This window comes from Allobosea sp. 05T439, assembly GCF_056396005.1.
The window spans coordinates 1-25,208 of record NZ_JBFTKP010000048.1; the positions used below are offsets into that span (position 1 = coordinate 1).

A 25,208-nucleotide genomic window follows, 5' to 3' on the forward strand; every position below is an offset into this window, starting at 1 on the left:
TGGTCATGGTTGGCCTCGCTCCAAAGTGTTGTCTCGACAACCTCACTTTAGAGACCTTCTGGCCGGCCATGACCGCCGTGACGGCGCGCTGCGCTACGCAAGGCTTCGCGCGCCGTCAGGCAACGGTCGAGCCTCTTCCCAATGTGCTATGGCTTCKAGTTCGTCGGCGCCGGCCCTGCCGAGTTCAGCGCTGCCATGGCGCGTGATCTGCCGCGCTGGCGCGAGATCGTGACCCTGTCCGGTCTCAAGCCTCAATAGCGGAAGCATCCTGATGTTCAGTATCGAAGGTGCCCAGATCGCTGCACGGGCGGCGGACGGTTGCGCGATCAACGCCACTCTGATGCAGGCAGGATTTCCTGGCGCGCCGCGCATCCTCCTGATCCACGCCCTCGCCATGAGCTGGCGGCAATGGCGCGGCGTCGCGGCGGCGATCGACCAGGAAGCGACAGTCGTGGCGCTCGATTGCCGTGGCCATGGCGCGTCCGAGCGGCGGCGCGGCCCCTATAGCTGCGAGATGATGGCGGCCGATTGCATCGCCGTCCTCGACGAACTCGGCTGGGAGGAGGCTACGGTCGTTGGCTGCTCGATGGGCGGCTGCGTGGCCCAGGCGGTCGCCGCCGGTTTTCCGCAGCGCGTATCGGGCCTCGTGCTGGCCGACACGACGGCGACCTACGGCCACCAGGCCTTGCCGGCCTGGCGCGAGCGCGGCGAACGCGCGCTGCGCGACGGCATGGGCACGCATATCGACTTCCAGCTGGCACGCTGGTTCAGCGACTGCTTCCGGGCGAGCAGCCCCGAGATCGTCGAGGACTGCCTGGCCGTGTTCCAGGCCAACGACCTGCATTGCTATGCCGATAGCTGCGCCATGCTGGGCGAGACCGATCTGCGCCCAGCCCTGAAGGCCATCCACTGCCCCACGACCATCCTGGTCGGCGAGTTCGACCACGCGACACCGCTCGCCATGGCCGAGCAGCTCGCAGAGGCAATCGCGGATGCGCGATTGGTGATCATCCCCGATGCCAAGCATTTCGCCCCGGTCGAAAAGCCTGACGTCGTGGCGAGGGAAATCCTGGCAATCGCCCGGCACCCGGCCGCGGCGCAGGTGAACTGAACAAGAAAATCATGCTGGAGGAAACGCCATGACGATGAATCGCCGCCATTTCTTATGGGGAAGCGCTGCAGCGATGACGCTGGGGGCCGGCGCGGTCCGGGCCAGTGCGCGCCGCATCTTCGATTCCCACTGTCACATCATCGATCACGCTTTCCCGATCGTACCCAATCAAGGCTATACGCCACCGCACTACCCTCTCAGCGAGTACCAGGCAGCCACCCAGCCGCTCGGCGTCCGCGCCGGAGCGATCGTATCCGGCTCGTTCCACGGCTTCGACCAGACCTATCTCGAGAGCACCCTGGCGAAGCTGGGCAAGGGCTGGGTCGGCGTCACGCAGGTGCCGAACACGATTGCCGACGGAGAGATCGCGCGGCTGAGCACGCTGGGTGTCCGGGCGCTGCGCTTCAACATGTTCCGCGGCCGCATCGACAGCGTCGACGACCTGATGTCGCTGGCGACCAGGGCCCACGCAGCCGGCCAGTGGCACGCCGAAATCTATGCCGATGCGGCAGCGCTCGGTCCCTATGTCGACAAGCTCACCAAGCTGCCGCAGATCGTCATCGACCATCTCGGCATGACCGAAGCGGGCCTGCCTGTCGTGCTCGATCTCGTCGACGCGGGCGCGAAGGTGAAGGCCACCGGTTTTGGCCGGGCCAAGCTCGATATTGCCAAGGCGCTCGAACGGATTGCCGCCAGAAATCCGAGCGCGCTGGTGTTTGGCACCGACCTGCCCTCGACACGCGCCGAGCGCCCGTTCCAGCCTGCCGATATCGACCTCGTCGAAAAGGTGCTGGGGGCTGACCTCGCCGGCCGCGCCTTCTGGGATAACGGCCTTGCCCTCTACCGGGTCTCCGCGACCTGAGCCCTCAGGTCAAGCGCACCTTGTAGCGAAAGCGATCTCCCCGGCCATAGGCGCGGCGCCAGTCGATCGGCGCGCCATTGGCATCCATGGAGGTTCGCTCGACGACGATGATCGGGTCGCCCACTGGCACATTCAGCAGTGCGGCCCTGGTCGCATCGGCGTGGCCCAGCGAGAGTTCATCCTCGACGGCCGCGACCACCTGCCCGAACTCGCGCTCATAGACCGGGTAGAGCAGCGGCCCGATCTCCGCCTCCGGCAGGTCCGCAAACCGGGCAAAGCGAGGCAAGGGCAGGAACAGATCTTCCGAGATGGCCGGCTCGCCGGCCCAAAGCCGCAGCCGCAGCACCTTCAGGACCTGTGCGCCCGGCGGCAGTCGCAGTGCCGCCGCCACCTCCGCATCAGGTTCGATGATCTCGCGCTTGAGCAGACGGCTCTCCGGCACGGTCTTGCCGGCATGTGCCCCCGCATCCTTGAAATTGAACCAGCGAAACAGGCTGCCATCGAATGAGGGGCGCCGCACAAAGGTGCCGCTGCCCTGCCGGCGCTCCAGCAAGCCCTCGCGCATGAGTTGCTCCACGGCCTTGCGCACCGTGTTGGTCGAGACGCCGTATTCCCTGGTCAGAACCTGTTCGGAGGGGATGGTCTGGCCCGCTTCCCATTCAAGCGATGCGATGCGGGACGCGAGGGCATCGCGCAGGCGCGCATGCAACGGCAAACGCTCGTCAGTATTCTGCAGCATGTCCTTATTCCGTACTCGGGCCTGTCAGGGCGGACGTCCCACCATCTGATGATGCCTACAGCCTAACAACCTCAAGCTGGGAGGAAAAACATCTACGGCCAAGATTCTCGCAGGAAGCGCACCGGAATACGGAACGCTGATCGGTGTCCCCCCCGGCGCACCCTGCATGGCACGCGCATACGGCGATCCCTCTGCCGGGTTTCGGCATCCGCACCAAGTCTTGGCGGCGAGCGCACCGATGCCTCGGCCCGACCGGCGCAGGCGGGAGGCCTGACGCCGCCTCGCCGCAACCGATCAGGCGCTGCCGTCACAATTGCTGTCAGCCACGAACGAAGAGTGCATCGACAACGCGAACCTCACCCGAACCTTTTCGGATGAGAACCGGATTCAGATCGCATGCCGCCAGCAAGCCCTCGAAATCGCTAGCGAGTTGCGAGAGCTTCACCGCGAGATCGACCAGATGGCTCGTGTCCGTTTGGGGCATCAAATTGCGATACCCTCCCAATATGCGGTCGAGCTTGGTCCGGCGGAGCATCGCACCTGCCTGCTCGTGATCGAGCGGCGCAAGCGCGACCGCTCGATCGGCCAGGAGCTCGACCAGCGTGCCGCCACTGCCCAGGACGATCATCTGGCCAAATGGCGGCGCAGCCGTGAATCCAGCCATGGCCTCGACACCGTCGACAAGCTGCTCCTGCAATTCATAGCCGTCGATCGTCGCAGCCGGCAGCGCCCTGCCGACATTCTCGGCAATGGTCGCGATCGCGCGGCGCAAGCCGTCCTCATCGCGGACGTCCAGCACGACGCCGCCAACATCCGACCGGTGCTGCACGTCCMGGGATGCGACCTTGACCACCATGGGAAATCCGAGCTCGCCGATACGGGCGACCGCTTCGCCTTCGTCCTTCACCACGATCGATTTGACCAGAGGGATGCCGTAGGCGCGCAGCAGCCGGAATGACAGTTCGGCATCGAGAGTGCCCGAGCATTGCTCGATCTCGCGCCTCAGGCTGGCGACCTCCTTGTTGAACGGCGTCCGCGCGGCGCTGCGCTGGCGCGCCCAGGAGCCGGCGGGCCCCGGCTTGCCGAGCGCGAGATTGCCGACGGCGCGAAGTCCGGCGTGAAGCCCGCGCAGCAGCGGCACACCGTGATCGGCCAGCATCGAACGAACGCCCGGATCGACATTCTCCGAAGTCGGCGAGATCACGACCAGCGGTGTTTCACTCGCCTTGCCGGCCTCGGCATAGACGCCGAGCACATTCATGTAATTCTGCAGCGTCGCAGGGTTAAGGCTCTCCTGCGTATCCTGAAGGGCGACGACGGCACCGACATTCTCGTCACCGAGAACCGCCTTCATGGCCTCAGGCGTATTGCGGTCCTCAACATTGACCGTCGCTCCGAAATCGACCGGATTGTTGCCGGCCGTTCCCGGCAAGGCAGCACGCAAGCGTTGCCCGGTCGTCGCGCTGTAGGCCGCAACAATTACGCCCTGCAGTTCCGCAACATCGCAGGCCAGGGCGGTCTGACCGCCGGAAATGCCGACGATGCCGATGCTTGCTCCCCGGACCATGCGCCGCGCCACCGCCGAGCATTCGAGCGCCGCGATGAGCTCGTCATAATCCGCGACCGTCGCGATATTGGTCTCCCGAAAGAAGCTGTCATAGGCGTCGCGATCACTCACCAGAGCCCCCGTATGGGCCTGGGTGGCCGCAACGCCGACATCCGAGCGACCAACCTTGAGCACCACCAGGGACTTGCCCGCGGCATGAACGCATTCGGCGGCCTCGGCGAGCGCACGGGGAGACTTGATTGACTCCGCGACCACCCCGATGACCCGTGTCTCATCGTCGTCCGCAAACCAGCGCACATAATCTGCGGCCGCAACCTGGAACTCGCTGCCGACGGTCACGACCTTGGAAAGCCCGATGACCGTCGAGTTCATCACCGAGATCGCCGCCGATCCGGATTGGGCCACCAGCGCGACGTTGCCGGGCCTCAGGCGCAGCGACGGCCTGGATGGGTAGAGCGGGATCGAGTCGGTGAAATTGACCAGCCCCATGCAGTTGGGGCCGTGCAAGACGATGCGGCTCTGGGCGCCGAATGCACGAATTGCCCTCTCCTCGTCATGCGAGAATCCGTTGGTGAAGACGATCGCCGAGCGTACGGAACTCGACTCGAGTTCCTGCAACATGCCCGGCACATGCGCTGCGGGAATGGCAATGATCGCAAGGTCAGTCTCCGCGCGGATCTCGGCAACCGAGTTGACGGCGCGCAGACCTTCGATCTGATCGGCCTGGGGATGGATCGGGAGGATCTCCCCCGTGTAGCCCCATGATTTCAGATTGCTGATGACCACGTTGCCCTGCGTGACGCGCTTCGCCGAGGCGCCGATAATGGCCACCGAGCGTGGCCTGACCATGGGGGTGACGTCGATATGCAAGGCGATATGTCCTTCGATAGCGATGTGCCGTCGCAGCCGCCATCGGCGGCTGCGGGCGCTGTGTCCGACGGAAGTTACTGCTTGTCTTTCGGGAGCCAGGCTTCCGCCCAGTTCGGATGGGTGTTGAACGAGAAGTTGAACTGAGCGTCCAAGTTCTTGAAATTGTTCGTCACGGCCTCGAAGACGCGCGAATTCGTCAGCGCAAGCTGGTTCAGATCGCGCGCGATGATCTCGGCATAGATCTTGTAGTGCGCCTTCTGCTGATCCGCCGGCGCCGAAGCCGCATTGGCCGCGACCTTGTCGAACTCGGGATTACAGTAGCTCGTCGGGTTGGCGTAGGGGACGCTGGTCTCATTGCAGACGAAGCTGCGGTCGACGCCGAGAACCGGGTTCGAGCGTCCGGTCAGCGAGATGATCGACGCATCGAAATCATGCTGGGTATAGACCTTGTTGGTCCAGATCTGCTGATCGAGCGCGCTGAGCTTCACGTCGATGCCGAGCGCCGTCCACTGCGCCTGCACGACCTGCGCCACCGCGTCGTAGGGAGCGGCCGAAATCACGGCCAGCTCGAGCGCGAAGCGCTTGCCGTCCTTCAGCGGAAATCCGGCCTCGTCGAGCAATTGGGCGGCGCGCTTCGGATCATAGGCATACATCGTGTCATAGTTGACCGACGGGTCATGCAGGTTCTTGAACTGCGTCGGGATGGCGTTCTTGGCGGTCTCGGCCAGCCCCTGGTAGACATCCCTTACGATCCGCTGGCGATCGATGGCGTGGAACAGCGCCTGCCGGACCTTGACGTTGTTCATCGGCGAACGCCGCAGATTGAAGTCGATGACKGCAGTTTCTGGCGCGTTGGTGACGATCGGCACGACACGGAACGAGCCCCGCTTCGCCGCCTGCTGCGTCGCCGGGACCTGTACCACCTCGGGCCGGAACCAGTTGACCTCGCCGTTGACGATGGCGTTGAGGCGCTGCTGCGGGTTCGGGATGAGCGCGAAGATCACCGAGTCGAGATAGGGCTTGGGCGCCTCCCAATAGTGCGGGTTGCGCACGAAGGTGATCGACTGGCCGCTGACCCATTTGTCGAACTTGAACGGGCCAAGGCCCACCGGAGCGATATTGGCTGGGTGAGTGGCGATGTCCTTGCCCTCGTAGACGTGCTTCGGCATCAGCGGAAACACTTCCTTGTCGAACAGATCGAGCGTCGCGGTCAGCGGCTGCTTGAGCGTCAGGACGAAGGTCTTGTCGTCGGGAGCCGAGGCCTTCTCGACCAGCGGCATGAGCTTGGTGAGATAGGTGTTGAACTTGCCGAAATTCTCCAGCGTGAAGACCACGTCGGCGGCAGAGAACGGCTTGCCGTCCGACCACTTCACGCCCTCGCGGAGGTTGAAGGTGTAGGTCTTGCCGTCCTCGGAAATGGTCCAGCTCCTTGCCAGGCGCGGAACGCGATTGGCTTCGCGGTCATAGGTCATCAGCCCGTCCGCCCAGACATCAGCGGCGAACAGCGCCGGGACCGACGATGTCATCTGGGTGTTCAGATTCGGAATTGTCGTAGAATTCAGCGCGGCGATGACCGTGCCACCCGGGACGGGCTTGCCATCGTCCGCCTGGGCTCCGGCGGAGAGCAGAAGGCTCGACGCTCCCGCAAGCAGTGAGATCGCGCCCAGCCTCTGCATCGTCCACGCATCGCCTCGTTTAGCCGTGTCCATGATGTGCTCTCTCCCTTTGGCTTTTCTGGGTAGTCCCTGAATCAGATCTCGACGGGCCTCGGCGTCCTCTCTACGGGGGCCACACCTGCCGGACGCGATGACGCGCCGATTTCGTCCGCGCGGTGACAGGCCACAAAGGTTCCGGTCTGGCCGACCGGTTTCAGCGCGGGGTCGGCCGTCGCGCAGATTTCGATCGCAAAGGGGCAGCGGTGGCGGAACCGGCAGCCGCCCTGCATGGGCTCAGGCATATCCGCTCGCACTTGTGTCGCGCTCAGGCTGCGGATCCGGCCACGGCGTGGATCGAGCGAAAGCCGCGCATCGAGCAACAGCCGGGTATAGGGATGGAAGGGGCGCTCGTAGATCGAGCGGCCGATCTCGACGATCCGGCCGCGATACATCACGGCGGTCCGGTCGGCGATCGACTCCATCGCTCCGAGATCGTGGCTGATCACCACGAAGCCGACATTGGTCGCCTTGTGCAGATCCCGCATCAGCTGCAGGACCTGGGCCTGGACCGAGACGTCGAGGCTCGACAGCGGTTCGTCGGCGATGATGATCGCGGGCCGAAGCATCATCGCCCGCGCAATCGCGATGCGCTGCTGCTGCCCGCCTGAGAGCTGGTGCGGATAGCGGTCGAGATAGTGGTCCGGGGGGTTAAGGCCGACCGCGGCAAGATGGCCGGCGAGAAAGGCCCGCGTCTCGCGCAGCGTAGCAAGCTCATGGCGCTGAACGATGTAGCCGAGCATGCGCTCGACCGTCATGCGGGGGTTCAGTGACGAGGCCGGGTCCTGAAACACGGCCTGGACCTGGCGTCGGAACGCCTGCCTGGCGGAGGTGCCGAGCGAAGCCAGCGAGGTGCCGCGAAACTGCACGTCGCCCGCCGTCGGACGGTTCAGCATCAGCAGCAGCTTCGCCAAGGTGCTCTTGCCGGAGCCGGATTCACCAACGATCGCCAGGGTCTCACCCTCGTTGACGTCAAGATCGACGCCATCGACCGCCCGAACCGTGTTCCAGCCGGGTCCGTTGGCGTTGCGGCTGGTGTAGAGCTGTTCGACGCGAGTCATTCGCATGATCGGAGCGGTCATGACTGAAGCTCCCGCGTCAGCCGGCGCGTGCTGAGATCGATCAGGCGCCGGGAATAGTCGTGCTGGGGCTGCTCGAAGAGCGCGATGGTCTCGGCGCTCTCGATCACCTTGCCGGCGCGCATCACGTAGACCCGATCGCAAAGCTCGGCGACGACACCGAGGTCGTGCGTGATGATGGCCATCGCCATGTTGCGCTCCTTGTGCAGCCTGTAGAGCGTCTGCAGGACCTGCAGCTGCACGGTCGCGTCGAGGGCCGTCGTCGGTTCGTCGGCAAAGAGAAGCTGAGGATCGCTGGCCAGCGCGATCGCGATCATCACGCGCTGGCGCATGCCGCCCGAAAGTTCATGCGGGTAGCGACGAGCGAGATTGGCCGGGTCGGGTAGACCTACTTCGTCCAGAAGGGTGAGAACGCGGGTCTTGTCGGAGCCGCGCCCTGCATCCCGGGAGAGCGCCTCGTGGATCTGCCGGCCGATCCGCTGCGTCGGGTTGAGATAGCCGAGCGGATCCTGGAAGATCATCGAGAAGCCGCGCCCGCGGCGCAGGGCCCGCAGGTCGCCGTCGTCCATCGCAAGGATATCGCGGCCCTCGAAGGCAAGCCTGCCGCTCAGTTCCTCGATGTTCACGTTCGGCATCAGGCGTGTCACGGCTCGCGCCATCGTGCTCTTGCCCGAACCGGATTCGCCGACGATGCCGACGCATTCGCCCCGGCCGACCTGGAAATCGACCCCGTCGATCGCCTTCACGACCTTGTGGCCGAGACGCAGATGGACCTTCAGGTCGCGCACGTCGAGAAGAAGCGATGCGCTCATTGCAGCCCTCCCATCCCGTTCGTGCTGCGCGGATCGATGACCTCGTTCAGCCCGTCGGCAAAGAGATTGAGGCCGACCACGGTGATGCAGATGGCTGCGCCGGGAAACAGGCTCATCCACCAGGCGCTGTCCATGTAGTCCTGCGCGACGAAGAGCAACCGGCCCCAGCTCACCCTGCTCGGATCGGAGAGGCCGAGGAAACCGAGCCCGGCCTCGATCAGGATGGCGATGCTCGCGTCGAGCGCGACCTGCACGATGATCGGCTGCATCGCGTTGGGCAGGATCTCGCGGAACATGATGTGGGCCGTCGAGAGGTCGGCGACGCGGGCGGCAGCAATGAATTCGCGGTCGCGAAGCTTGATGTACTGGCCGTAGACGAGGCGGGCCTCCATCGGCCAGATCGCCAGCGCCACCGCCGCGATCAGGAGCCAGAAATTGGAGCCGAACAGCGCGACGGCACAGAGCACGAGAATGATGACGGGAAGGGTCTGGAACAACTCCACCAGCCGCATCAGCGCCGCCTCGACCGGGCCCTGGAAATAGCCGGCCAGGACCCCGAGAGTGCCKCCGACGAGCAGTGCGGCCAGCGCCGCCCCGAGCCCGACGAGCAGGGACGAGCGGCTGCCATGGACGACGAGCGAGAACACGTCCCGGCCGATATTGTCAGTGCCGAACAGGAACTGGGACGATGGCGGCGCGAGACTCAACTGGGTCTGCTCCAACGGATTGTAGGGTGCAATCAGCGGAGCAGCGGTCGCCACGATCACCAGGACGATGAGGATGCCTGCTCCGAGCGCGCCGTGACGCGTTCCGAAGAGATTGGCGACATGGGCCTGCCAGCTCCCGACCGGGATGCCGTTGCCGGATGCCGGCGCCATGGCGGTTTTGCTGTCTGACATGGCTTCGACCTCACCGCATGGTTCTGATGCGCGGGTCCAGCGCCGCGTAGAGGAGATCGACGATCAGGTTCATGGCGACGACGGCGACGGCCGAGAAGATCACGACACCGACAACCGTCATGTTGTCCCTGAGCCGGATCGAGTCGACGAGCAGCAGGCCAAGGCCCGGCCAGGTGAAGACCGTTTCGAGCAGGACGGCGCCGCCGAGCGCGGAGCCGAAGGCATAGCCGGCGATCGTGACCAGGGGCAGGCTCGAATTGCGCATCACGTGGTTGCGGATGATCTGCCCGCGGCTCAGGCCCTTGGAGCGTGCGGTGATGATGTAGCCTTGCGACAGCGTGTCGATGACGCTGGCGCGCATGATCCGCGCGATCCGCATGCCCTCGTGGATGCCGAAGGCAAGGACCGGCAGCGCGAGATAGCGCAGCTTTTCGAAGAGCCAGGCGACACCATGCGTGCGGCTGATCAGGGGGCCGATGCCCTGGGTCGGAAACCAGCCGAGCCGGAGTGCGAACAGCATCACCAGGAGCTGGCCGAGCCAGAAAGTCGGGATCGCGTAGGCGATCAGGGCGGTGGTCGTCCAGAACTTGTCGACGCCCGGCCGGCGTGTCGTTCCCGCCGCGATGCCGATCGCCATGCCGAGCGGAATCGCCAGGGCGAAGCTGACCGATGCGAGCAGGATCGTGCGGGGCGCCCGTTCGAGGATGAGGTCGAGGACCCCGCGCTGGTTCTGATAGGAGAAACCGAAATCGCCCTGCGCGACATTGAGGAGATAATTGCCGACCTGAACGAGGAAGGGGTCGTTCAGGCGATACTTCTCTTCGATCGCCTGCCGATACGCCGGCGGAACGGGGTAGTCGCCGACGAGGGCCTGCACCGGATCCCCCGGGATCATGTGCAGCATGGAGAACATCAGGATGATGATCGCCAGGAGCAGAGGGATTGCGTAGAGCGCCCGCCGGCCGACGAAGCGAAGCATCGGACCCCGCCCTCAGTTCAGCCGGAAGAATTCAGCGGCGTTGCCGTACAGCCATTTCTCGATGACCTTTTCCTTGAGCGGCAGCTGCTTGTACTGCTCGATGATGCTCTCGAAAGAGGTCCCGAACAGGTAGCGCGACAACCCGACCATGACCTTGTCCTGGAGCAGCGTGTTGCCGAACTGAAGGAACTGCTCCCACCCGGAACCGGGCTGGCTGAAATACCGGGGATGGTGGGCCGCCGTGTCGACATAGAGCCGCGGGTGCCGGCGGAGCAGCCCGACCATCTCGTTCACCCAGGGCCAGCCGGCGAGGCCCGCCACGATCCTGAGCTCGGGGAAGTCGATGGCGACATCATCGAGATAGCGCGGATGCCCGAGATCATAGGGCCGGTCATTGGCGTAGTTCATCGCCGTGTAGATGCGGACCGGGACGTCGAGCTCGGCTGCCTTCGCGTAGAGCGGATAGTAGCGGCGATCATTGGCCGGCACGCCGTTATAGAGCGCCGACAGGCGCAGGCCGTTTGCGCCCTCCTCCTTGACCAGCCGCTCGAATTCGCGAACCGCCCGCATGCCGTCGAAGGGATCGAATGTCGTGAACAGGAAGAAGCGGCCGGGATGGGCCTGGTGAATCCGGCCCGTCGCACTGTTCTCGGCGCCGACCAGCAATCCCCGCGCGATACCGGCACGGTCCATATCCTCGACCAGCCGCACGAGACCGCCGTCGTCAGCCTCCCCCTTCTTCGGAGCCGCCTCTTTGCTCCTGAAGACATTCCCGTAATTGGCGAATCCGTAGCCCTCGGGCCGCGGCAGCGACTGGGCGAAGGGCGTGCCCGGCCGTCCTCGCGAGATGCGCTCCAGATCCGGATTCGCCTCGCTATGAGGCAAGCTCAGTTCCATGTCGATCACGCGGCTCATTCACATTTTCTCCGTGACGAGTGCAGGCGCAGATATCCACCCGCCTTCGACAATTGAGCGCTCGCTTCGGGGGTGAGTCAAGAGAGTGATTAATTTCTTCCAGAAATGTTCACTATCTTGACATTTGAGCCAAAGAGGCCAATTCTCACCCCGACAACGCCGGGGCAGGTCGAGGCTCTCAAACCCGCTCATCAAGCGCATCCGGTAATTATCAAACAATAATCGATCGAAATAATACGAACGAAGCCAACTACATAGATGGAGAAATTCTTGAAGATCCCCGCAGACGATCCCGACATCGCAACAACTCTCGTCAAGGGACTGGCTGTTCTGGAGACTTTTCGTCCGAATCGCACATTGATGAGCAATGGCGAGATCGCGAAGGAATCGGGGATCAACCGTTCCACGGTCGCACGTTTGACCTATACGCTGGAAAGAATGGGCTACCTCAGGCAGGAGAAATCCAAGTTCCGGCTGAGCTGGCGCGCGCTCATGCTGGTCAACCCGCTGCTGGTCAACCTGAAGCTGCTGCACATCGCGCGGCCCTCGATGCAGAAGCTGGCTCAGGACCTCGGAGGGACCGTCTCGATCGGCACGATCGACCGAACCAACTTCGTCTATCTCGAGACCTCGCGGGTGAACGAGAACATCTGGACCTCGCCCGACCTCGGCACGATCGGGCCGCTGCTGCCGGCCACGATCGGTCATGCGCTCGGCTCCCTCCTGTCAGAGGACGAACTCAAGCTGAAGCTCGAAGAAATGAAGCGTCGCTCGCCCGAACTCTGGACGAAATACTCCGAATCCTTCCTGCAGGGCGTCATCGATTGCCGCAGCCGGGGGTTTTCTGTGGCCAAGGGCGTCTGGATTCCGGGCACCCATTCCGCTGGCGTGCCGCTGATCCGGGACGCCAACGGCGATTGCTTCGGCATGAACTGCCGGGTGCCTGTGTTCCGGCTCAGCCCCAACCAGATCGAGGACGAGGTCGCACCCCGCTTGATTTCGCTGGCTGCGAATATTCGCAATCAGCTGAGCTATATCATGCCGAGTTGACGGCGATCACTCAGTCGACCTGGCGTAGCCTTGGCAAACTCGCCCCCGGCGCAATGCGCTCGAGCGATTGCGAACCGTAGATCGTCGAGAACCACATATCGGATAGGGTGCTCGCCACGAGTTGGGGCTTGGCTTGAAACCCAGCGAGCGAAGGCTGGGTCTGCCCGTAGATCTTCAACAACAGCTCATCGACCATTCCGATCAGGCAGAAGATGGTCAGTTTGAGTTTTTCAGCATCCCACAGCTCGAGCTGTCCTTCGCGGCGCAGCCTGGCGAGGACGCGCTCCACCATGGCGTTGTCGGCGCTACGGCCAACCTCGGCGATCAGCTCGTCCTCGTCCTTGAGCCGGAAATGGCAACGCATGAGTCCGACATTGCGACGGAAGCATTCGACATAGTGCAGGTTGGCCTGGTGGATTGCTTCGTATTGCGACGCATCACGGGCAATTGGGTGGCGCGATGCGCGCACGAACATGAAATAATCGGCGATAGTCTTAGCAACGACATCGCGTTTGGCTGCGAAATACCGGTAAAACGTCCMGTGCGCGACACCAGCGGTCGCCGCAATGAGATCAACCGAAATTGCGTGATAGTTTTTTTCTCTGAGAAGGCGCGCGGTTGCCAGCTCGAGCTGCAGCTCAGTGCGAATGATCTTCTTCTCGCTTTGCGCGGCAGCCAAGCGTTTCTCCAGGTAATCCACGTAATCGAAATTTACGTTTTCCAACAACAAGGGCCCGCCCTTCTCACTATCGCTTCTGACAGCACACTCAATCGCGCCGCAATCTCAATACCAGCATAGCGCGCTTGACAAAAAATGACACTATCGTCACTTTTCAAATATGCCTCTCATTCGGAGCCGGATCAAATGAGTTCGACCGGAGCGACGATCGATTTCAGAAGCGTTCGAAAGACGTATGGAAAGTTCGTCGCGCTGGAGAGCTTCTCGATGCATGTCGAGCGCGGGGAGTTCATGACCCTGCTCGGGGCGAGCGGCTCTGGAAAGACGACCGCCCTCAACGCGCTGGCAGGCTTCACGGATATCGACAGCGGTGAAATTCTCATCGACGGAGTGCCGATCACGAAGCTGCCGACGGAGAAGCGCGACATCGGCATGGTGTTCCAGAGCTATTCGCTCTTTCCCCATCGCAATGTCATCCGCAACATTTCCTTTCCCCTCGAGATGCGCGGCGTGCCGCGGGCCGAAGCCCGGCGGCGCTCGGAGAAGGCGCTCCAGATGGTGCGGCTGGACACACTAGCGAACCGCATGCCGCACGAACTGTCCGGGGGCCAGAAGCAACGCGTGGCCTTTGCACGCGCGGTCGTGTTCGAGCCCCGGGTGCTGTTGATGGACGAGCCGCTGGGCGCCCTTGATCTGAAGCTGCGAGAGACACTCCAGCTCGAGATCAAGGAATACCAGCGCCAGATCGGGTGTACCGTCATCTATGTCACCCATGATCAAGGCGAGGCGCTGACGCTCTCCGACCGGCTGGCGGTCATGGACAAGGGCCAGGTCCTGCAGATCGGCCCTCCGGAAGAGCTCTACGACAAGCCGCAATCACGCTTCGTCGCGGAATTCGTGGGTGCAAACAACATCCTCAAGGTCGAGGGCGCCGCGCCAGCGTCCGTCATGCTCGAAGGGCTTGGCCGCGTGTCCGGGAATGTCGCGCATCTCTCGGCGGCCAGCTTCGCGTCAATCCGGCCGGAGCTCATCCAGATCCGCCAAGATGCCGCCGGCGCGCATCGGGCCACCCTCGCGGAGGCCGTCTTCTTCGGCAATTCCGTCCGCTACGTGCTGCGCGCTGCGGACGGCAAGGACATCTCGGCCATCGAGCCACGCAGGCCAGGACAGGACGTGCTGCCGCTGGGCACGCCGATCAGCTTCGATCTCAACGTCGCTGACCTCGTCTCGCTCACGGGTTGAGCTTCCCAGACCACCAAAAAAACTCAGGGGACTATCGATCATGACGATGACCAGAAGAGCTTTCGGAATCGCCACAGGTGCACTTGCCGGCGTTTTCGCGTTCAAACCCTCTTTCGCTCAGGACGTGACCATCGTCGTCAACGGCTCCGGCGGGGCGCTCGCCACGATGATCACGAAGATCTTCGAAGAGCCTTTCACCAGGGAGACGGGAATCAAGGTCAGGCCGACAGCACCCGTGAGCCTTCCCAAGCTCAAGGCCATGGTCGAGTCCGGCAATGTCGAGTGGGATCTGACCGAGCTGAACGGCGACGACGTCGTGACCGCAACCAAAGCCGGATGGCTTGCAAAGATCGACTATTCGATCATCGATCCCGACAACAAGCTGCCGGCCATCGCAAAGCAGCCGACTGCGATGGTCCGGGCCTCTTATTCAACCGTGATCGCTTTCAGGACCGACAAATTCGGCAACGGCAAGACGCCGCAATCCTGGGCCGATTTCTGGGACGTCAAAGCTTTCCCGGGCCCGCGCTCGCTGGAAAATTCGCCCAAGGGCAACCTCGAATTCGCCCTGCTTGCCGATGGCGTTCCGCTCGACAAGCTCTATCCGCTCGACGTCGACCGCGCCTTCAAGAAGCTCGACCAGCTCAAGCCCCATATCCCGGTCTGGTGGACCAACGGAGCCCAGCACGTCCAGTTGCTGATCGACGGCGAGGTCAGCATGACTTCATGCTGGAACGGCCGCATCACCCCCCTGAGGAACGAGGGCAAGCCCGTCGACATCACCTTCAAGGGCGGAGCCCTGATGCTCTCCTTCCTCGCCATTCCAAAGGGCGCGAAGCACCCCACCGAGGCGATGCGCTTCATGAAGGCTCGCATGGACCCTGCGGCATCGGCGGCATTCGTGAAGCAGGTCCCCTACCCCGGCTTCGTGCCGGGAATGATGGAATTGCTGGACCCAGCCTTCGCAGCGACCCTGCCGACCTCGCCCGAAAACGCGGCGGTGCAGTTCGAGTTCAACAGTGCCTGGTGGGCAGAGAATCTCGACGCGGTCTCAACACGCTGGAACGAATGGCTGCTGATCTGAGCCACTCGKGAACCTGGCTGCATCATGAAACTCCGGTGGACGAAAACCACGCTTTTGCTCGCGCCAGCGACGTTGCTGGCAGCGCTTCTCTTCGTCTTTCCGGTATTCGGCGTCCTGAAGCTGACCGTACACGATGGAACGGCTTTCACGGCCGAGGCGCTGCGACAGGTCTATAATTCGCAGCTTTCCATCATCGTCCTGCAGAGGACGTTCGTCACCGCCGCGACTGTGACGGTGATCTGCCTCGTCATGGGCTACCCCATGGCTTACTTCATGGCGGAGCTCTCGCCGCGCAAGCGGGTGCTGGCGACCTATCTGATCCTCCTACCGTTCTGGATCAGCATCCTGGTCAGGACCTACACCTGGATCATCCTGCTCGGGCGCGAAGGCATTCTTAACAAAGCGCTTGCCGCCCTTGGCCTGACGGCGGAGCCCATTCAGCTGCTCTATACGCCCATCGCCGTTCACATCGGAATGGTTCAGATCCTGCTGCCGATCGTGATCCTGACCTGCCTGACCTCGATACTCGATGTCGAGCGGGATCTCGTGAAAGCGGCCCGATCCCTGGGTGCATCGCCAAGGCAGGCCTTCTGGAAGGTGGTCTTTCCCCTCAGCGTGAGTGGAGCGGCGACGGGTGGCATCATCTGCTTCATCCTCTGCCTCGGCTTCTATGTCACGCCGACGCTGCTGGGCGGCCGCACAAGTCTCCTCATCGCCAATCTCATCGATCTCCAGGTTCACAAGACGCTGAAATGGGACCTGGCGGCGGTGATGGCTTCGACGCTGCTGGCGGCGACCTTCTCCTGTCTTCTGGCTTACTGGGCCCTCACGCGGAAACGCTCCGAATTCGCGACCGGAGGGCTCGCACGATGACCCGGGCCGTCCTGACCGCGTATTTTGTCCTCGTCGCCAGCTTTCTGCTGCTGCCGCTGTTCTTCCTCGTTCCGATTTCGCTGACCGACAGCCAGTTCCTCGAATTCCCGCCGAAGTCGCTGTCCCTGCGCTGGTACAGGGAATTCTTCGTCGATCAGAGTTGGGTCGACGCCACGCTCGCGAGCCTCAGGATCGGGGTCGGTGCGACAATCCTCAGCCTGCTCTTCGGGACCCTGGCGTCGGTCGCGCTCGTTCGTACGGATTTTCGCGGAAAAGGCCTGCTGAGTGCCATCTTCATCGCGCCCCTCATCATCCCATCGGTGGTTATCGCCCTTGCGCTCTACATCGTGTTCCTGCGCTGGCAGCTGGTGAACAATATCTACGCGCTGACATTGGTTCATGCGCTGATCGCCCTGCCCTATGTCGTGATGATCGTGTCGGGCAGCCTTCGCAGATACGACATGACGATCGAGCGGGCAGCGCGTGTCCTTGGCGCGAGCCCCATCCGGGCGTTCCTGCACACGACCCTGCCTTACCTAGCGCCAGCGATGTTTGCTTCGGCGATCCTGGCCTTCTTCGCGTCCTTCGATGAGCTGATCATCACGCTCTTCATCTCCGGCGGATTGCAGACGCTTCCCGTGCGCATCTGGAACGATCTCAGCCTCAAGCTCGATCCGACAGTGCCTGCCGTCGCGGTCATGCTCACTCTTCTCAGCATCGTCGCGATGACCGTGGGTGAGATCGTTCGCCGCCGGAATGAACGCCGATACCAGTCGAATTCAGTGTCCGAGGCCTGACATGCAGCAAAACAACAGCAGCCCCAGCGATTGGTCCGAGCTCAAGCCTCTCGTCGATCATATGAGGAGCACTATCGAGGCGGCGCCGCTGGCGCAGAACATCGGCTCGTTCGTCGACGAGCGGGCCTCGGTGAACGGCGACAAGACCCTCTGGACGTTCTTCGAGGAGAGCGAGGGCGGCGTCGCAACCTATGCCGAAGCCAGGTCGGCGATCGAACAGGCTGCGGCGGGCCTCTATGCGGCGGGCGTGCGCAAAGGCGCTCATGTCGCCGTCATGCTTCCCAACATCCCGGCGTTTCCCCTCACCTGGCTTGCCCTGGCAAAACTCGGGGCCGTCATGGTGCCGGTCAATATCGGCTATACCGGCCGAGAGCTCGACTATGTGCTCACGGACTCGCAGGCGACGTATCTCGTCATCCATGCGGACTGCCTGCCCTCCTACGAGGCGCTGAGTGCGGAGGCACCGTTACGGAATTCCAACGTTCTTGTCGTCGGGGCCGCTTCCGATGCGTCGGATCGATATGCCCGGATCGAGCGGAAACCGCCCGCCCTCCCCGCGGACCTGCCACAACCCGCGCTCGATGACCTCGTCAACATCCAGTACACGTCCGGCACGACCGGATTCCCGAAAGGCTGCATGCTGACGCACCGATACTGGCTCACCATTTCCCTGGTGGCCGCGATGCGAGGCGGCGACGCCGAGAATTCCAGGAATATCCTGGCGGCTCAACCCTTCTTCTACATGGATCCGCAGTGGCTGACCTTGATGGCGATGCGTGTCGGCGGCCAGATCTTCGTCGCCCGCCGTGCAAGCGCGACGCGCTTCATGGATTGGGTCAGGACATACAAGATCCATTACTGCCTCTTTCCCGAGATCGTCTATCAGCAGGCACCCAAGCCATCCGACGCCGACAATGAGCTGAAGCGCGTTTCGATCTTCGGCTTCAACAAGGAAAAGCACGCCGACTTCGAGCGGCGCTACAACACGATCGCCCGGGAATCCTTCGGGATGACCGAGGTCGGATCGGCGCTTTTCCTGCCGCGAGAGGCCTATCACATGGTCGGCTCCGGCTCCTGCGGGATGGTCGCGCCCTTCCGCGAGGTACAGATCACCGACCCCGAGGGCAATGTCCTGCCCGCTGGCGAGGTTGGCGAGCTTTGCATCCGCGGGCCGGGCATCATGCTGGGCTATTATCGCAAGCCGGAAGCGAACGAAGCCTCTTTCAGGGGGGATTGGTTCCGCACCGGGGACCTGTTCTGGCGCGACGCCGAAGGTTTCCACTACATCGTCGGGCGCTTGAAGGACATGATCCGCAGAAGCGGCGAGAATATCGCCGCCCGCGAAGTCGAAGCTGCGCTGACCGAAATGCCGCAGGTTCTCGAAGCCGCCGTCGTCGGCGTGAAGGATGCAGCGCGCGGCGAAGAAGTGAAGGCCTATATCGTCTTGCAGCCCGGCGTTTCGGAAGCCGAGGCCTCGCCCGAAATGATCTTCGAGCACTGCAAGAGCCGGCTCGCCCCGTTCAAGACACCTCGTTACGTCGAGTATCGCGACGCGCTTCCGAAGACGCCGTCCGAGAAGATCGCCAAGCAAAAGCTCATTGCCGAAAAAACCGACCTTCGCGTCGGCAGCTTCGACCGCGTCACCAATCAGTGGTTCTGATTATATCTAAGGGATAGATCTCATGCCTTTCGAATACGAGCGTGTCGGCAAGATCGGATACTTCACCATCCGCAACGGATCGGTGAACCCGATGACGCCGGCGATGCACAAGCAATTCTATCATATGATGCTCGAATTCCTCGCCGACGACGAGGTGCGGGTCGGCATTCTGCAGGGCGCCGGAGACCGGGCCTTCTCGGCCGGCGACGACATCAAGAACGACTACGCCAAGTTCGCGACGCCCAAGGACGAACTCGCCTATTACCTTGCCCCGAAGCACCGGATCGCGGAGGGCGAGCCGGACACGTTCACCTGGTCGCGCGAAGTGCTCTCGCTGAACCGATTCAAGCCGATCGTCGGCGCGGTGCGCGGCTATTGCTACGGCCAGGGCATGATCTATCTCAGCCATCTCACAGATATCCGCGTGGCGTCGGAGGATGCCAAGTTCGGCTTCCCCGAGATCGCCTACGGCATGGGTGGGGCGGGCGGCTCGACCCGGTTGTCTCGGTATGTGCCGCATACGATCGCGATGGAAATGCTGCTGACGGGCGACCCGCTCTCGGCGCAGGACGCGCTGCGGGCGAACCTCGTCAATGCGGTGGTCCCTTCGGACCAGGTTCTGGCGAAGGCCGAGGAATATGCCGCGCGCATCGCACGCCACCCTCAACTCGCGTTGCGGATCGAGATGGAGGCCTCGATGCGCTGCATGGACATGTCTCGCCAGGACGCGCTCGACTACGTGAAGAACCTCTACCGCATGCAGCGCTTGGCCTATAACGGCGAAGAGAAGGTCGATGCCTTTCTCTACAAGGGCAAGAACTGAGCAAGGCGCGCCACAGCGAGCCGCTCGGAGCGGGGCCGCCCCGCCGGGCGGCTCTGCTCCCTGCCCTGGAGCGTCGGCTAGATCTCGGATCGGTTGTCATATCCGGTCAGAGATCCAGCACTTCCGTGTCTGGATCGAGTTTCCTTAAAACCACAATCGACTTTTCGAGCCGACGCCTTAGACCTTCATGCCGGGGAGATTGAGGGAGGCGGTGTTGCCGCCATCGACGGCGAGAGCCTGGCCCGTGACATAGCTCGCGTCCTCGCTGGCCAGGAAGGCGATCACGCGGGCAACCTCCTCGGGATGGCCATAGCGGCGCAATTCGCAGCGTGCGCCCAGCCAGTCCTCCTTCCCGAGTTCGCGCGCCTTCTCGAAGATCGGCCTGGTCATTCCCGTCTCGATCAGGCCGGGACATACGGCGTTCACCCTGACGCCATAGGCGCCGAAATCGCAGGCGGCCGTCTGGGTCATGTTGATGACGGCAGCCTTCGAAGCGCTATAGGCATTCCCGCCCGCACCAGCCCTGATCCCGGCCACGGAGGCGGTGTTGACGATCGCGCCGCGACGGGCCGCGACCATGGCCGCGCCGGCATGCTTCATGAACAGCATCGCGCCAAAGACATTGACCTGCATCACCCGGTCCCATTCCGCGAGATCCTGCTCGAGCGCGCTCCCCTTGGAACTCGCCATGCCGGCATTGTTGCAGAGAACGTCGATACGCCCATGCCGCTCCAGTGCGCGGGACACACATGCGGAGACCGCGTCCTGGTCAGCGATATCCAGCACCGCGACGGAATGGTCCCGGGCCCGCGGCAGGTCGGCCACGACGTTTGCGAGCTCCGCCTCGTTCCGATCGACCAGGACGAGGAGCGCGCCCTCAGCGGCGAAACGCTGTGCGGTGGCCCGGCCGATACCGCTGGCCGCTCCGGTCACAATGCAGAGCTGGTCCTTGAAACGCATGGTCATCCCTCGCCTCGTCTCAGTATCGGTTGTTCGTGCCGGACAGGGCCACCTGCCGACCCAGTTCGGCCAGCATCCCGGCGCGCTGTGCAACCTCGGCCGCGTTCGCATCGCTGGCATTGCCCAGCACGGAGCGGGCCATCACGCCGTGCAGGATCGCCGACAGACGGAAGAAGGAGAGCGCCAGGAAGACGTGCCAGTCCGGCAGCGAGGCACGGCCGCTCGCCCGACAGTAATGCGCGATCACCTGGTCTTCGCGGGGGATGCCGAGCTCTTTGAAATCGAGCCCCGATAGCCCCCGTCCGCCCGCGACGGTCGGGCTGATATGATAGGGCATGCAGTAATAGGCGAGATCGCTGAGCGGGTGGCCGAGCGTGGACAGTTCCCAGTCGAGCACMGCCGACACCTGCGGGCCATCGCGGCGGTAGCAGAGATTGCCGATCCGGTAGTCGCCATGCACGATCGTGGTTTCATCGGCCACGCCGCAATGCTCGCGCAGCCAATCGGCGAGCCAGGTCAGGTCGGCGATCTCGCCGGCCTCCGAGGAGGAACGATACTGCTTGGTCCAGCGCTCGACCTGACGCGCGACATAGCCGCCGGAGGGACCGAAATCTCCTAGCCCGACATCCTCGGGAACCACCGCATGCAGCGCCGCCAGGGTATCGACGGCGGCGAAATTGAGCGAAGCGCGGTCGTCGCGCGGCAGGTCGGGAAGCGCCAGGCTGTCAAACTGACGCCCGTCGACGAAATCCATGACGTAGAAGGCTGTCCCGATCACCTCGGCGTCTTCGCCAAGCGCCAATGCCTGCGGAACAGCAACCGCTGTCCCCGCCAGCGCCCTGATGATCCGGAACTCGCGCTCGACCTGATGCGCTTTCGGCAGCAGCTTTCCCGGAGGCTTCTTGCGYAGCACGCAGCGTCGATCAGGCGCAKAGATCAGGAAGGTGGGATTGGATTGGCCGCCCTGGAACTGGCGCACCGAAATCGGGCCGCCGAAACCGGGGACATGGGCGTCGAGCCAGCGGGCCAGCGCTCCCTCGTCGAAACGGTGGTTCTCGATCACGTCGACAAGGGTGGCCACGGGAGCGGTCATCATGCACCTCAGCTGACGGTTTCGCCGCCATCGGCGACGATGACCTGGCCGGTGATGTAGGCGGATGCCGGGCTGGCCAGGAAATGCACGATACCGGCGATATCCTCGACCTCGCCGAAGCGGCGCAAGGGAGTGCGCTGCTCCATCTGCGCGCGCCGCTCGGGCGATTCCACCAGCTCCCGCGCGAAGTCGGTGCGCACGATGCCGGGCGCGATCGCGTTGACCCGGATCCCCTTGGGGCCCCATTCGACGGCAAGATTGCGCGCCAGGGCCGCTTCCGCGGCCTTGGACATGCCATAGGCGCCAATGACTCCGGTGCCGCGCAGGCCCGCGATCGAGGACATCATGATGACGGCGCCGCCGCCGCGATCGGCCATCTGCGGAAGGACGAGGTTGCTGAGCCAGATCGCGCTCTGCACGTTGACCGCCATGATCTTGGTGAAGGCCTCGTCCGGCAGGGTGGACAAGGGTCCGTAGACCGGATTGATCGCCGCGTTGCAGACCAGGATGTCGATCCCGCCCCAGACCTCCAGGACGTGGTCGACGAGCCCCTTCAGCTGCTCATGCGAGCCAACATGGCAGGCTTTGGCGATGGCCTCGCCGCCGCTCGCCCGGATTTCCCCGGCCACGGCGTCGCAGGCGTCCTGCTTTCGGCTGGACACCACGACCCGGGCACCGCTGTGCGCCAGTTGCTGCGCGGTTGCCTTGCCGATCCCACGCGACGAGCCCGTGATCAGAGCGACCTTTCCTTGGACGTCGAACATTGCCTGCACCTCAGTTGCGGTAGGCCTTCAGTTCCATGCGGGCGATGCTGTCGCGATGGACCTCGTCGGGGCCATCTGCGAAGCGCAGACTGCGGGACTTGACCCAGGCGGCGGCGAGGAAATGGTCCTGGGAGACGCCAGCCGCCCCGTGGATCTGGATCGCGCGATCGATGACGTCGCAGGCCATGTTCGGCGCTACCACCTTGATCATCGCGATCTCGCGGCGGGCGGCCTTGTTGCCGACCGTGTCCATCATATGCGCGGCCTTCAGGACGAGCAGCCGCGCCGCCTCGATCTCGCAGCGCGAGCGTGCGATCTGGTCACGGACGACGCCCTGGTCCGCCAGCAGCTTGCCAAAAGCCGTCCGCGACAGGGCACGGCGGCAGGCTGCCTCCAGCGCCCGTTCCGCCAGGCCGATCGAACGCATGCAGTGATGGATGCGGCCGGGCCCGAGCCGCCCCTGCGCGATCTCGAAGCCGCGCCCTTCGCCAAGCAGCATGTTGGTGGCCGGCACACGGACATTCTCGAAAGTAATCTCGGCATGGCCATGCGGCGCATGATCATAGCCGTAGACCGTCAGCGCCCGTTCCACGGTGACCCCGGGCGTATCGAGCGGCACCAGGATCATCGACTGCTGCTGATGCTTGGGCGCATCCGGATTGCTCCGGCCCATTACGATCGCGATCTTGCAATGCTCGCTKAGCGCGCCCGAACTCCACCATTTACGTCCGTTGATGACGTAGTCGTCGCCGTCGCGCCTGATCTCGGTTTGAATATTGGTKGCGTCCGACGAGGCCACATCCGGCTCGGTCATCGAGAAGCAGGAGCGGATCGCCCCGTCGAGCAGCGGCTCGAGCCAGTCCCGCTTCTGGCCTTCCGTGCCATAGAGAACCAGCGTCTCCATATTTCCGGTGTCGGGGGCCGAGCAATTGAAGATCTCGGGCGCGATGGCGGAACGGCCCATCACCTCACAGAAATGGGCATAGTCCAGGTTGTTGAGCCCTGCCCCGTAGCGCGTGTCGGGCAGAAACAGATTCCACAGCCCTTCGGCACGCGCCCGCTGCTGCAGTTCGCCGAGGATCGGTGGCGTGCCCCACCGCGATGGCAGCGCGGCGTGCTGGCGCTCGAAGACTGCCTCGTTGGGATAGACATGCTCGTCCATGAAGCGCTGCAATGCCGCCAGGCGCGGCTTGTGGATGTCCCTGAGCTCAAACATCTGCTTTGTCCGCATGCTGGGTGGAAGGATTGGGCTGGCTTCCCGGCCGCCAGCGGAACGTGCCAATGCCGTGGGCGATGCGCTCGCCGTCGCTGTCGAAGACATGGGCCTCGGCGGTGAAGCTCGACTTGCCGGCCGAGATCGTCCGCCCCTCGACCGACAGCCATCCGGCCCGGACCGGCCGGGTGAATTGCGTGGTCAGCGATATGGTGATGGCAAAACGCGGCGCCTGCCCCTCTTCGGCATGCAGGCCGGAGGCGCAGGCGGCGAAGTCGATCATCGTGCAGAGCACGCCACCATGGACGTAGCCCATCCGATTGAGATGTTCTGGGCCGATCTGAAGTCCGCCCTTGACGTGACCGACCGCCGACTCCTGGAGATCGAGCCCGAGCACGCCAAAGATGCCGATATCGGCATAGCTCGTGGCTCTCACGACAGGGCCCGGCCGGTCGTGAGGACGATCTTGCCGATGGCGCTGCGCGCAGCGAGCAGCTGAAGCGCCTCGACCGTATCGGCGAGATCAAGCGTCCGGCTGATCAGCGGCTTCAGTTTGCCCTCTTCGAACCAGGTGAAGAGCTGGGCAAAATTCTCCTTGTTGGCCTGCCGGTTGCGCGCGGCGAACGTCCCGAAGAAGACCCCCACAAGTGCGCAGCCCTTGAGCAGCAGAAGGTTTGCAGGAATGCGCGGAATGGTGCCCGCGGCGAAACCGACGACCAGAACGCGGCCCTCCCACGCGGTCACGCGCACGGCCTGCTCCAGAAAGTCCCCGCCGACCGGATCGTAGACCACGTCGACGCCCTTGTCGGCCGTGAGCTCCTTGACGCGGTCCCGGAGCGATTCAGTTGCGTAGTTGATCAGGTGATCCGCGCCGGCCGCGCGTGCCACCTCCAGCTTTTCCGCACTGCTTGCGGCTGCGATCACGGTTGCGCCCATCGCCTTGCCGATTTCGACGGCGGCCAGGCCGACGCCGCCACTTGCACCGAGGACGAGAAGCGTCTCTCCGGGCTGCAGCCGCGCCCGCTGCCTGAGAGCGTGCATGCTGGTGCCGTAGGTCATCGAAAAGCCGGCGGCCGTGACCGGGTCCATGCTGGCGGGACGCCTCATCAGCCGTGCGGCACTGACCACGCATTCCTCGGCGAACGCACCCACGCCCACCATGCCGACGACGGGCATGCCGACCTCGAGATGTGTGACGCCATCGCCGACCGAGCGCACGATGCCGGCGATCTCGGTGCCGGGCGTGAAGGGCAGCGGCGGTTTGACCTGGTATTTGCCCTCGACCATCAGCGTGTCGGGAAAATTGACCCCCGCCGCCTCGATGGCGACGCGCACCTCGCCCGGCCCTGGCTCGCCTAATTCCTTCGCTTCGACGACGAGATCATCCAGCGGCCCAAACGCCTTGCAGATGACTGCGCGCATTTT

The 25,208-nt window shown here is 63.7% G+C and carries 24 protein-coding genes; 9 read left to right on the forward strand and 15 right to left on the reverse strand.

Annotation, left to right across the window (positions count from 1 at the left end; translation table 11 throughout):
- Window positions 1-271 precede the first annotated feature (271 nt).
- Both AC1DIO_RS30900 and AC1DIO_RS30905 read left to right on the forward strand, forming a co-directional pair.
- On the forward strand, window positions 272-1,111 hold the full coding sequence (locus AC1DIO_RS30900) for an alpha/beta fold hydrolase (RefSeq protein ID WP_441508589.1): 840 nt from the start codon (window positions 272-274) through the stop codon (window positions 1,109-1,111).
- Window positions 1,112-1,139: 28 nt separating this feature from the next.
- On the forward strand, window positions 1,140-1,973 hold the full coding sequence (locus AC1DIO_RS30905; RefSeq protein ID WP_441508590.1) for an amidohydrolase family protein: 834 nt from the start codon (window positions 1,140-1,142) through the stop codon (window positions 1,971-1,973).
- A 4-nt stretch (window positions 1,974-1,977) separates the two neighbouring features.
- On the opposite strand, the gene AC1DIO_RS30910 is transcribed toward AC1DIO_RS30905, so the two are convergent.
- From AC1DIO_RS30910 to AC1DIO_RS30945, 8 genes are all read right to left on the reverse strand, one after another.
- A complete protein-coding gene (locus AC1DIO_RS30910; RefSeq protein WP_441508591.1) occupies window positions 1,978-2,712 on the reverse strand; it encodes a GntR family transcriptional regulator in 735 nt (244 codons plus the stop codon).
- 319 nt (window positions 2,713-3,031) lie between these two features.
- Window positions 3,032-5,149, reverse strand: a complete 2,118-nt coding sequence (locus AC1DIO_RS30915; RefSeq protein WP_476854585.1) for an acetate--CoA ligase family protein — start codon at window positions 5,147-5,149, stop codon at window positions 3,032-3,034.
- Window positions 5,150-5,223: 74 nt separating this feature from the next.
- Window positions 5,224-6,858, reverse strand: coding sequence for an ABC transporter substrate-binding protein (locus AC1DIO_RS30920; protein ID WP_476775926.1), 1,635 nt, complete (start codon window positions 6,856-6,858; stop codon window positions 5,224-5,226).
- Between the two features lie 41 nt (window positions 6,859-6,899).
- Complete coding sequence (locus tag AC1DIO_RS30925; protein WP_441508594.1) at window positions 6,900-7,943, reverse strand: oligopeptide/dipeptide ABC transporter ATP-binding protein; 1,044 nt, start codon at window positions 7,941-7,943, stop codon at window positions 6,900-6,902.
- Complete coding sequence (locus AC1DIO_RS30930; RefSeq protein ID WP_441508595.1) at window positions 7,940-8,752, reverse strand: ABC transporter ATP-binding protein; 813 nt, start codon at window positions 8,750-8,752, stop codon at window positions 7,940-7,942. The genes AC1DIO_RS30925 and AC1DIO_RS30930 overlap by 4 nt, the downstream gene beginning before the upstream one ends.
- The gene (locus AC1DIO_RS30935; RefSeq protein WP_441508596.1) at window positions 8,749-9,651 is read right to left on the reverse strand and encodes an ABC transporter permease; all 903 of its coding nucleotides are present in this window, start codon (window positions 9,649-9,651) and stop codon (window positions 8,749-8,751) included. The genes AC1DIO_RS30930 and AC1DIO_RS30935 overlap by 4 nt, the downstream gene beginning before the upstream one ends.
- A 10-nt stretch (window positions 9,652-9,661) precedes the next feature.
- Complete coding sequence (locus tag AC1DIO_RS30940) at window positions 9,662-10,630, reverse strand: ABC transporter permease (RefSeq protein WP_441508597.1); 969 nt, start codon at window positions 10,628-10,630, stop codon at window positions 9,662-9,664.
- A 12-nt stretch (window positions 10,631-10,642) separates the two neighbouring features.
- Entirely contained in the window at window positions 10,643-11,545 is a 903-nt protein-coding gene (locus tag AC1DIO_RS30945) for an amidohydrolase family protein (protein WP_441493497.1), read from the reverse strand.
- Between the two features lie 270 nt (window positions 11,546-11,815).
- Here AC1DIO_RS30945 and AC1DIO_RS30950 point away from each other — a divergent pair, with 270 nt between their 5' ends.
- Window positions 11,816-12,595 carry an IclR family transcriptional regulator gene (locus tag AC1DIO_RS30950; RefSeq protein WP_441493496.1) on the forward strand — a complete coding sequence of 260 codons (780 nt, stop codon included), beginning with the start codon at window positions 11,816-11,818 and terminating at the stop codon, window positions 12,593-12,595.
- A gap of 10 nt (window positions 12,596-12,605) precedes the next feature.
- Here AC1DIO_RS30950 and AC1DIO_RS30955 read toward each other — a convergent pair whose 3' ends face one another.
- Entirely contained in the window at window positions 12,606-13,325 is a 720-nt protein-coding gene (locus tag AC1DIO_RS30955; protein WP_476854586.1) for a TetR/AcrR family transcriptional regulator, read from the reverse strand.
- Window positions 13,326-13,460: 135 nt separating this feature from the next.
- On the opposite strand from AC1DIO_RS30955, the gene AC1DIO_RS30960 reads away from it, so the two are divergent.
- Genes AC1DIO_RS30960 through AC1DIO_RS30985 form a run of 6 tightly spaced genes read left to right on the forward strand, consistent with a single transcriptional unit; the run spans window position 13,461 to window position 19,753 of the window.
- Window positions 13,461-14,516, forward strand: a complete 1,056-nt coding sequence (locus tag AC1DIO_RS30960; protein ID WP_441493494.1) for an ABC transporter ATP-binding protein — start codon at window positions 13,461-13,463, stop codon at window positions 14,514-14,516.
- A gap of 40 nt (window positions 14,517-14,556) precedes the next feature.
- Complete coding sequence (locus AC1DIO_RS30965; protein ID WP_441493493.1) at window positions 14,557-15,600, forward strand: ABC transporter substrate-binding protein; 1,044 nt, start codon at window positions 14,557-14,559, stop codon at window positions 15,598-15,600.
- Window positions 15,601-15,624: 24 nt separating this feature from the next.
- Entirely contained in the window at window positions 15,625-16,473 is an 849-nt protein-coding gene (locus AC1DIO_RS30970) for an ABC transporter permease (RefSeq protein WP_476775928.1), read from the forward strand.
- A complete protein-coding gene (locus AC1DIO_RS30975; RefSeq protein ID WP_441508600.1) occupies window positions 16,470-17,270 on the forward strand; it encodes an ABC transporter permease in 801 nt (266 codons plus the stop codon). Before AC1DIO_RS30970 ends, AC1DIO_RS30975 begins: the two co-directional genes overlap by 4 nt.
- 1 nt (window position 17,271) lies before the next feature.
- The gene (locus AC1DIO_RS30980) at window positions 17,272-18,930 is read left to right on the forward strand and encodes an AMP-binding protein (protein WP_476775929.1); all 1,659 of its coding nucleotides are present in this window, start codon (window positions 17,272-17,274) and stop codon (window positions 18,928-18,930) included.
- A gap of 22 nt (window positions 18,931-18,952) precedes the next feature.
- Window positions 18,953-19,753 carry an enoyl-CoA hydratase/isomerase family protein gene (locus AC1DIO_RS30985; RefSeq protein ID WP_476775930.1) on the forward strand — a complete coding sequence of 267 codons (801 nt, stop codon included), beginning with the start codon at window positions 18,953-18,955 and terminating at the stop codon, window positions 19,751-19,753.
- Window positions 19,754-19,930: 177 nt separating this feature from the next.
- Here the strand turns inward: AC1DIO_RS30985 and AC1DIO_RS30990 are convergent, their stop codons facing one another.
- From AC1DIO_RS30990 to AC1DIO_RS31015, 6 genes are read right to left on the reverse strand one after another with little or no spacing between them, the layout of a single operon-like run.
- Window positions 19,931-20,719 (reverse strand): SDR family NAD(P)-dependent oxidoreductase, encoded by a 789-nt coding sequence (locus tag AC1DIO_RS30990; RefSeq protein ID WP_476854587.1) that lies wholly within the window; start codon window positions 20,717-20,719, stop codon window positions 19,931-19,933.
- Window positions 20,720-20,732: 13 nt separating this feature from the next.
- Entirely contained in the window at window positions 20,733-21,806 is a 1,074-nt protein-coding gene (locus AC1DIO_RS30995) for a phosphotransferase family protein (protein WP_476854588.1), read from the reverse strand.
- An 8-nt stretch (window positions 21,807-21,814) separates the two neighbouring features.
- On the reverse strand, window positions 21,815-22,570 hold the full coding sequence (locus tag AC1DIO_RS31000) for an SDR family NAD(P)-dependent oxidoreductase (protein WP_441508604.1): 756 nt from the start codon (window positions 22,568-22,570) through the stop codon (window positions 21,815-21,817).
- Window positions 22,571-22,580: 10 nt separating this feature from the next.
- On the reverse strand, window positions 22,581-23,786 hold the full coding sequence (locus AC1DIO_RS31005) for an acyl-CoA dehydrogenase family protein (protein ID WP_476770377.1): 1,206 nt from the start codon (window positions 23,784-23,786) through the stop codon (window positions 22,581-22,583).
- Window positions 23,779-24,219 carry a PaaI family thioesterase gene (locus AC1DIO_RS31010; RefSeq protein WP_441508606.1) on the reverse strand — a complete coding sequence of 147 codons (441 nt, stop codon included), beginning with the start codon at window positions 24,217-24,219 and terminating at the stop codon, window positions 23,779-23,781. The genes AC1DIO_RS31005 and AC1DIO_RS31010 overlap by 8 nt, the downstream gene beginning before the upstream one ends.
- Window positions 24,216-25,205 (reverse strand): NADPH:quinone oxidoreductase family protein, encoded by a 990-nt coding sequence (locus AC1DIO_RS31015; RefSeq protein ID WP_476854589.1) that lies wholly within the window; start codon window positions 25,203-25,205, stop codon window positions 24,216-24,218. The genes AC1DIO_RS31010 and AC1DIO_RS31015 overlap by 4 nt, the downstream gene beginning before the upstream one ends.
- Window positions 25,206-25,208: the final 3 nt, after the last annotated feature.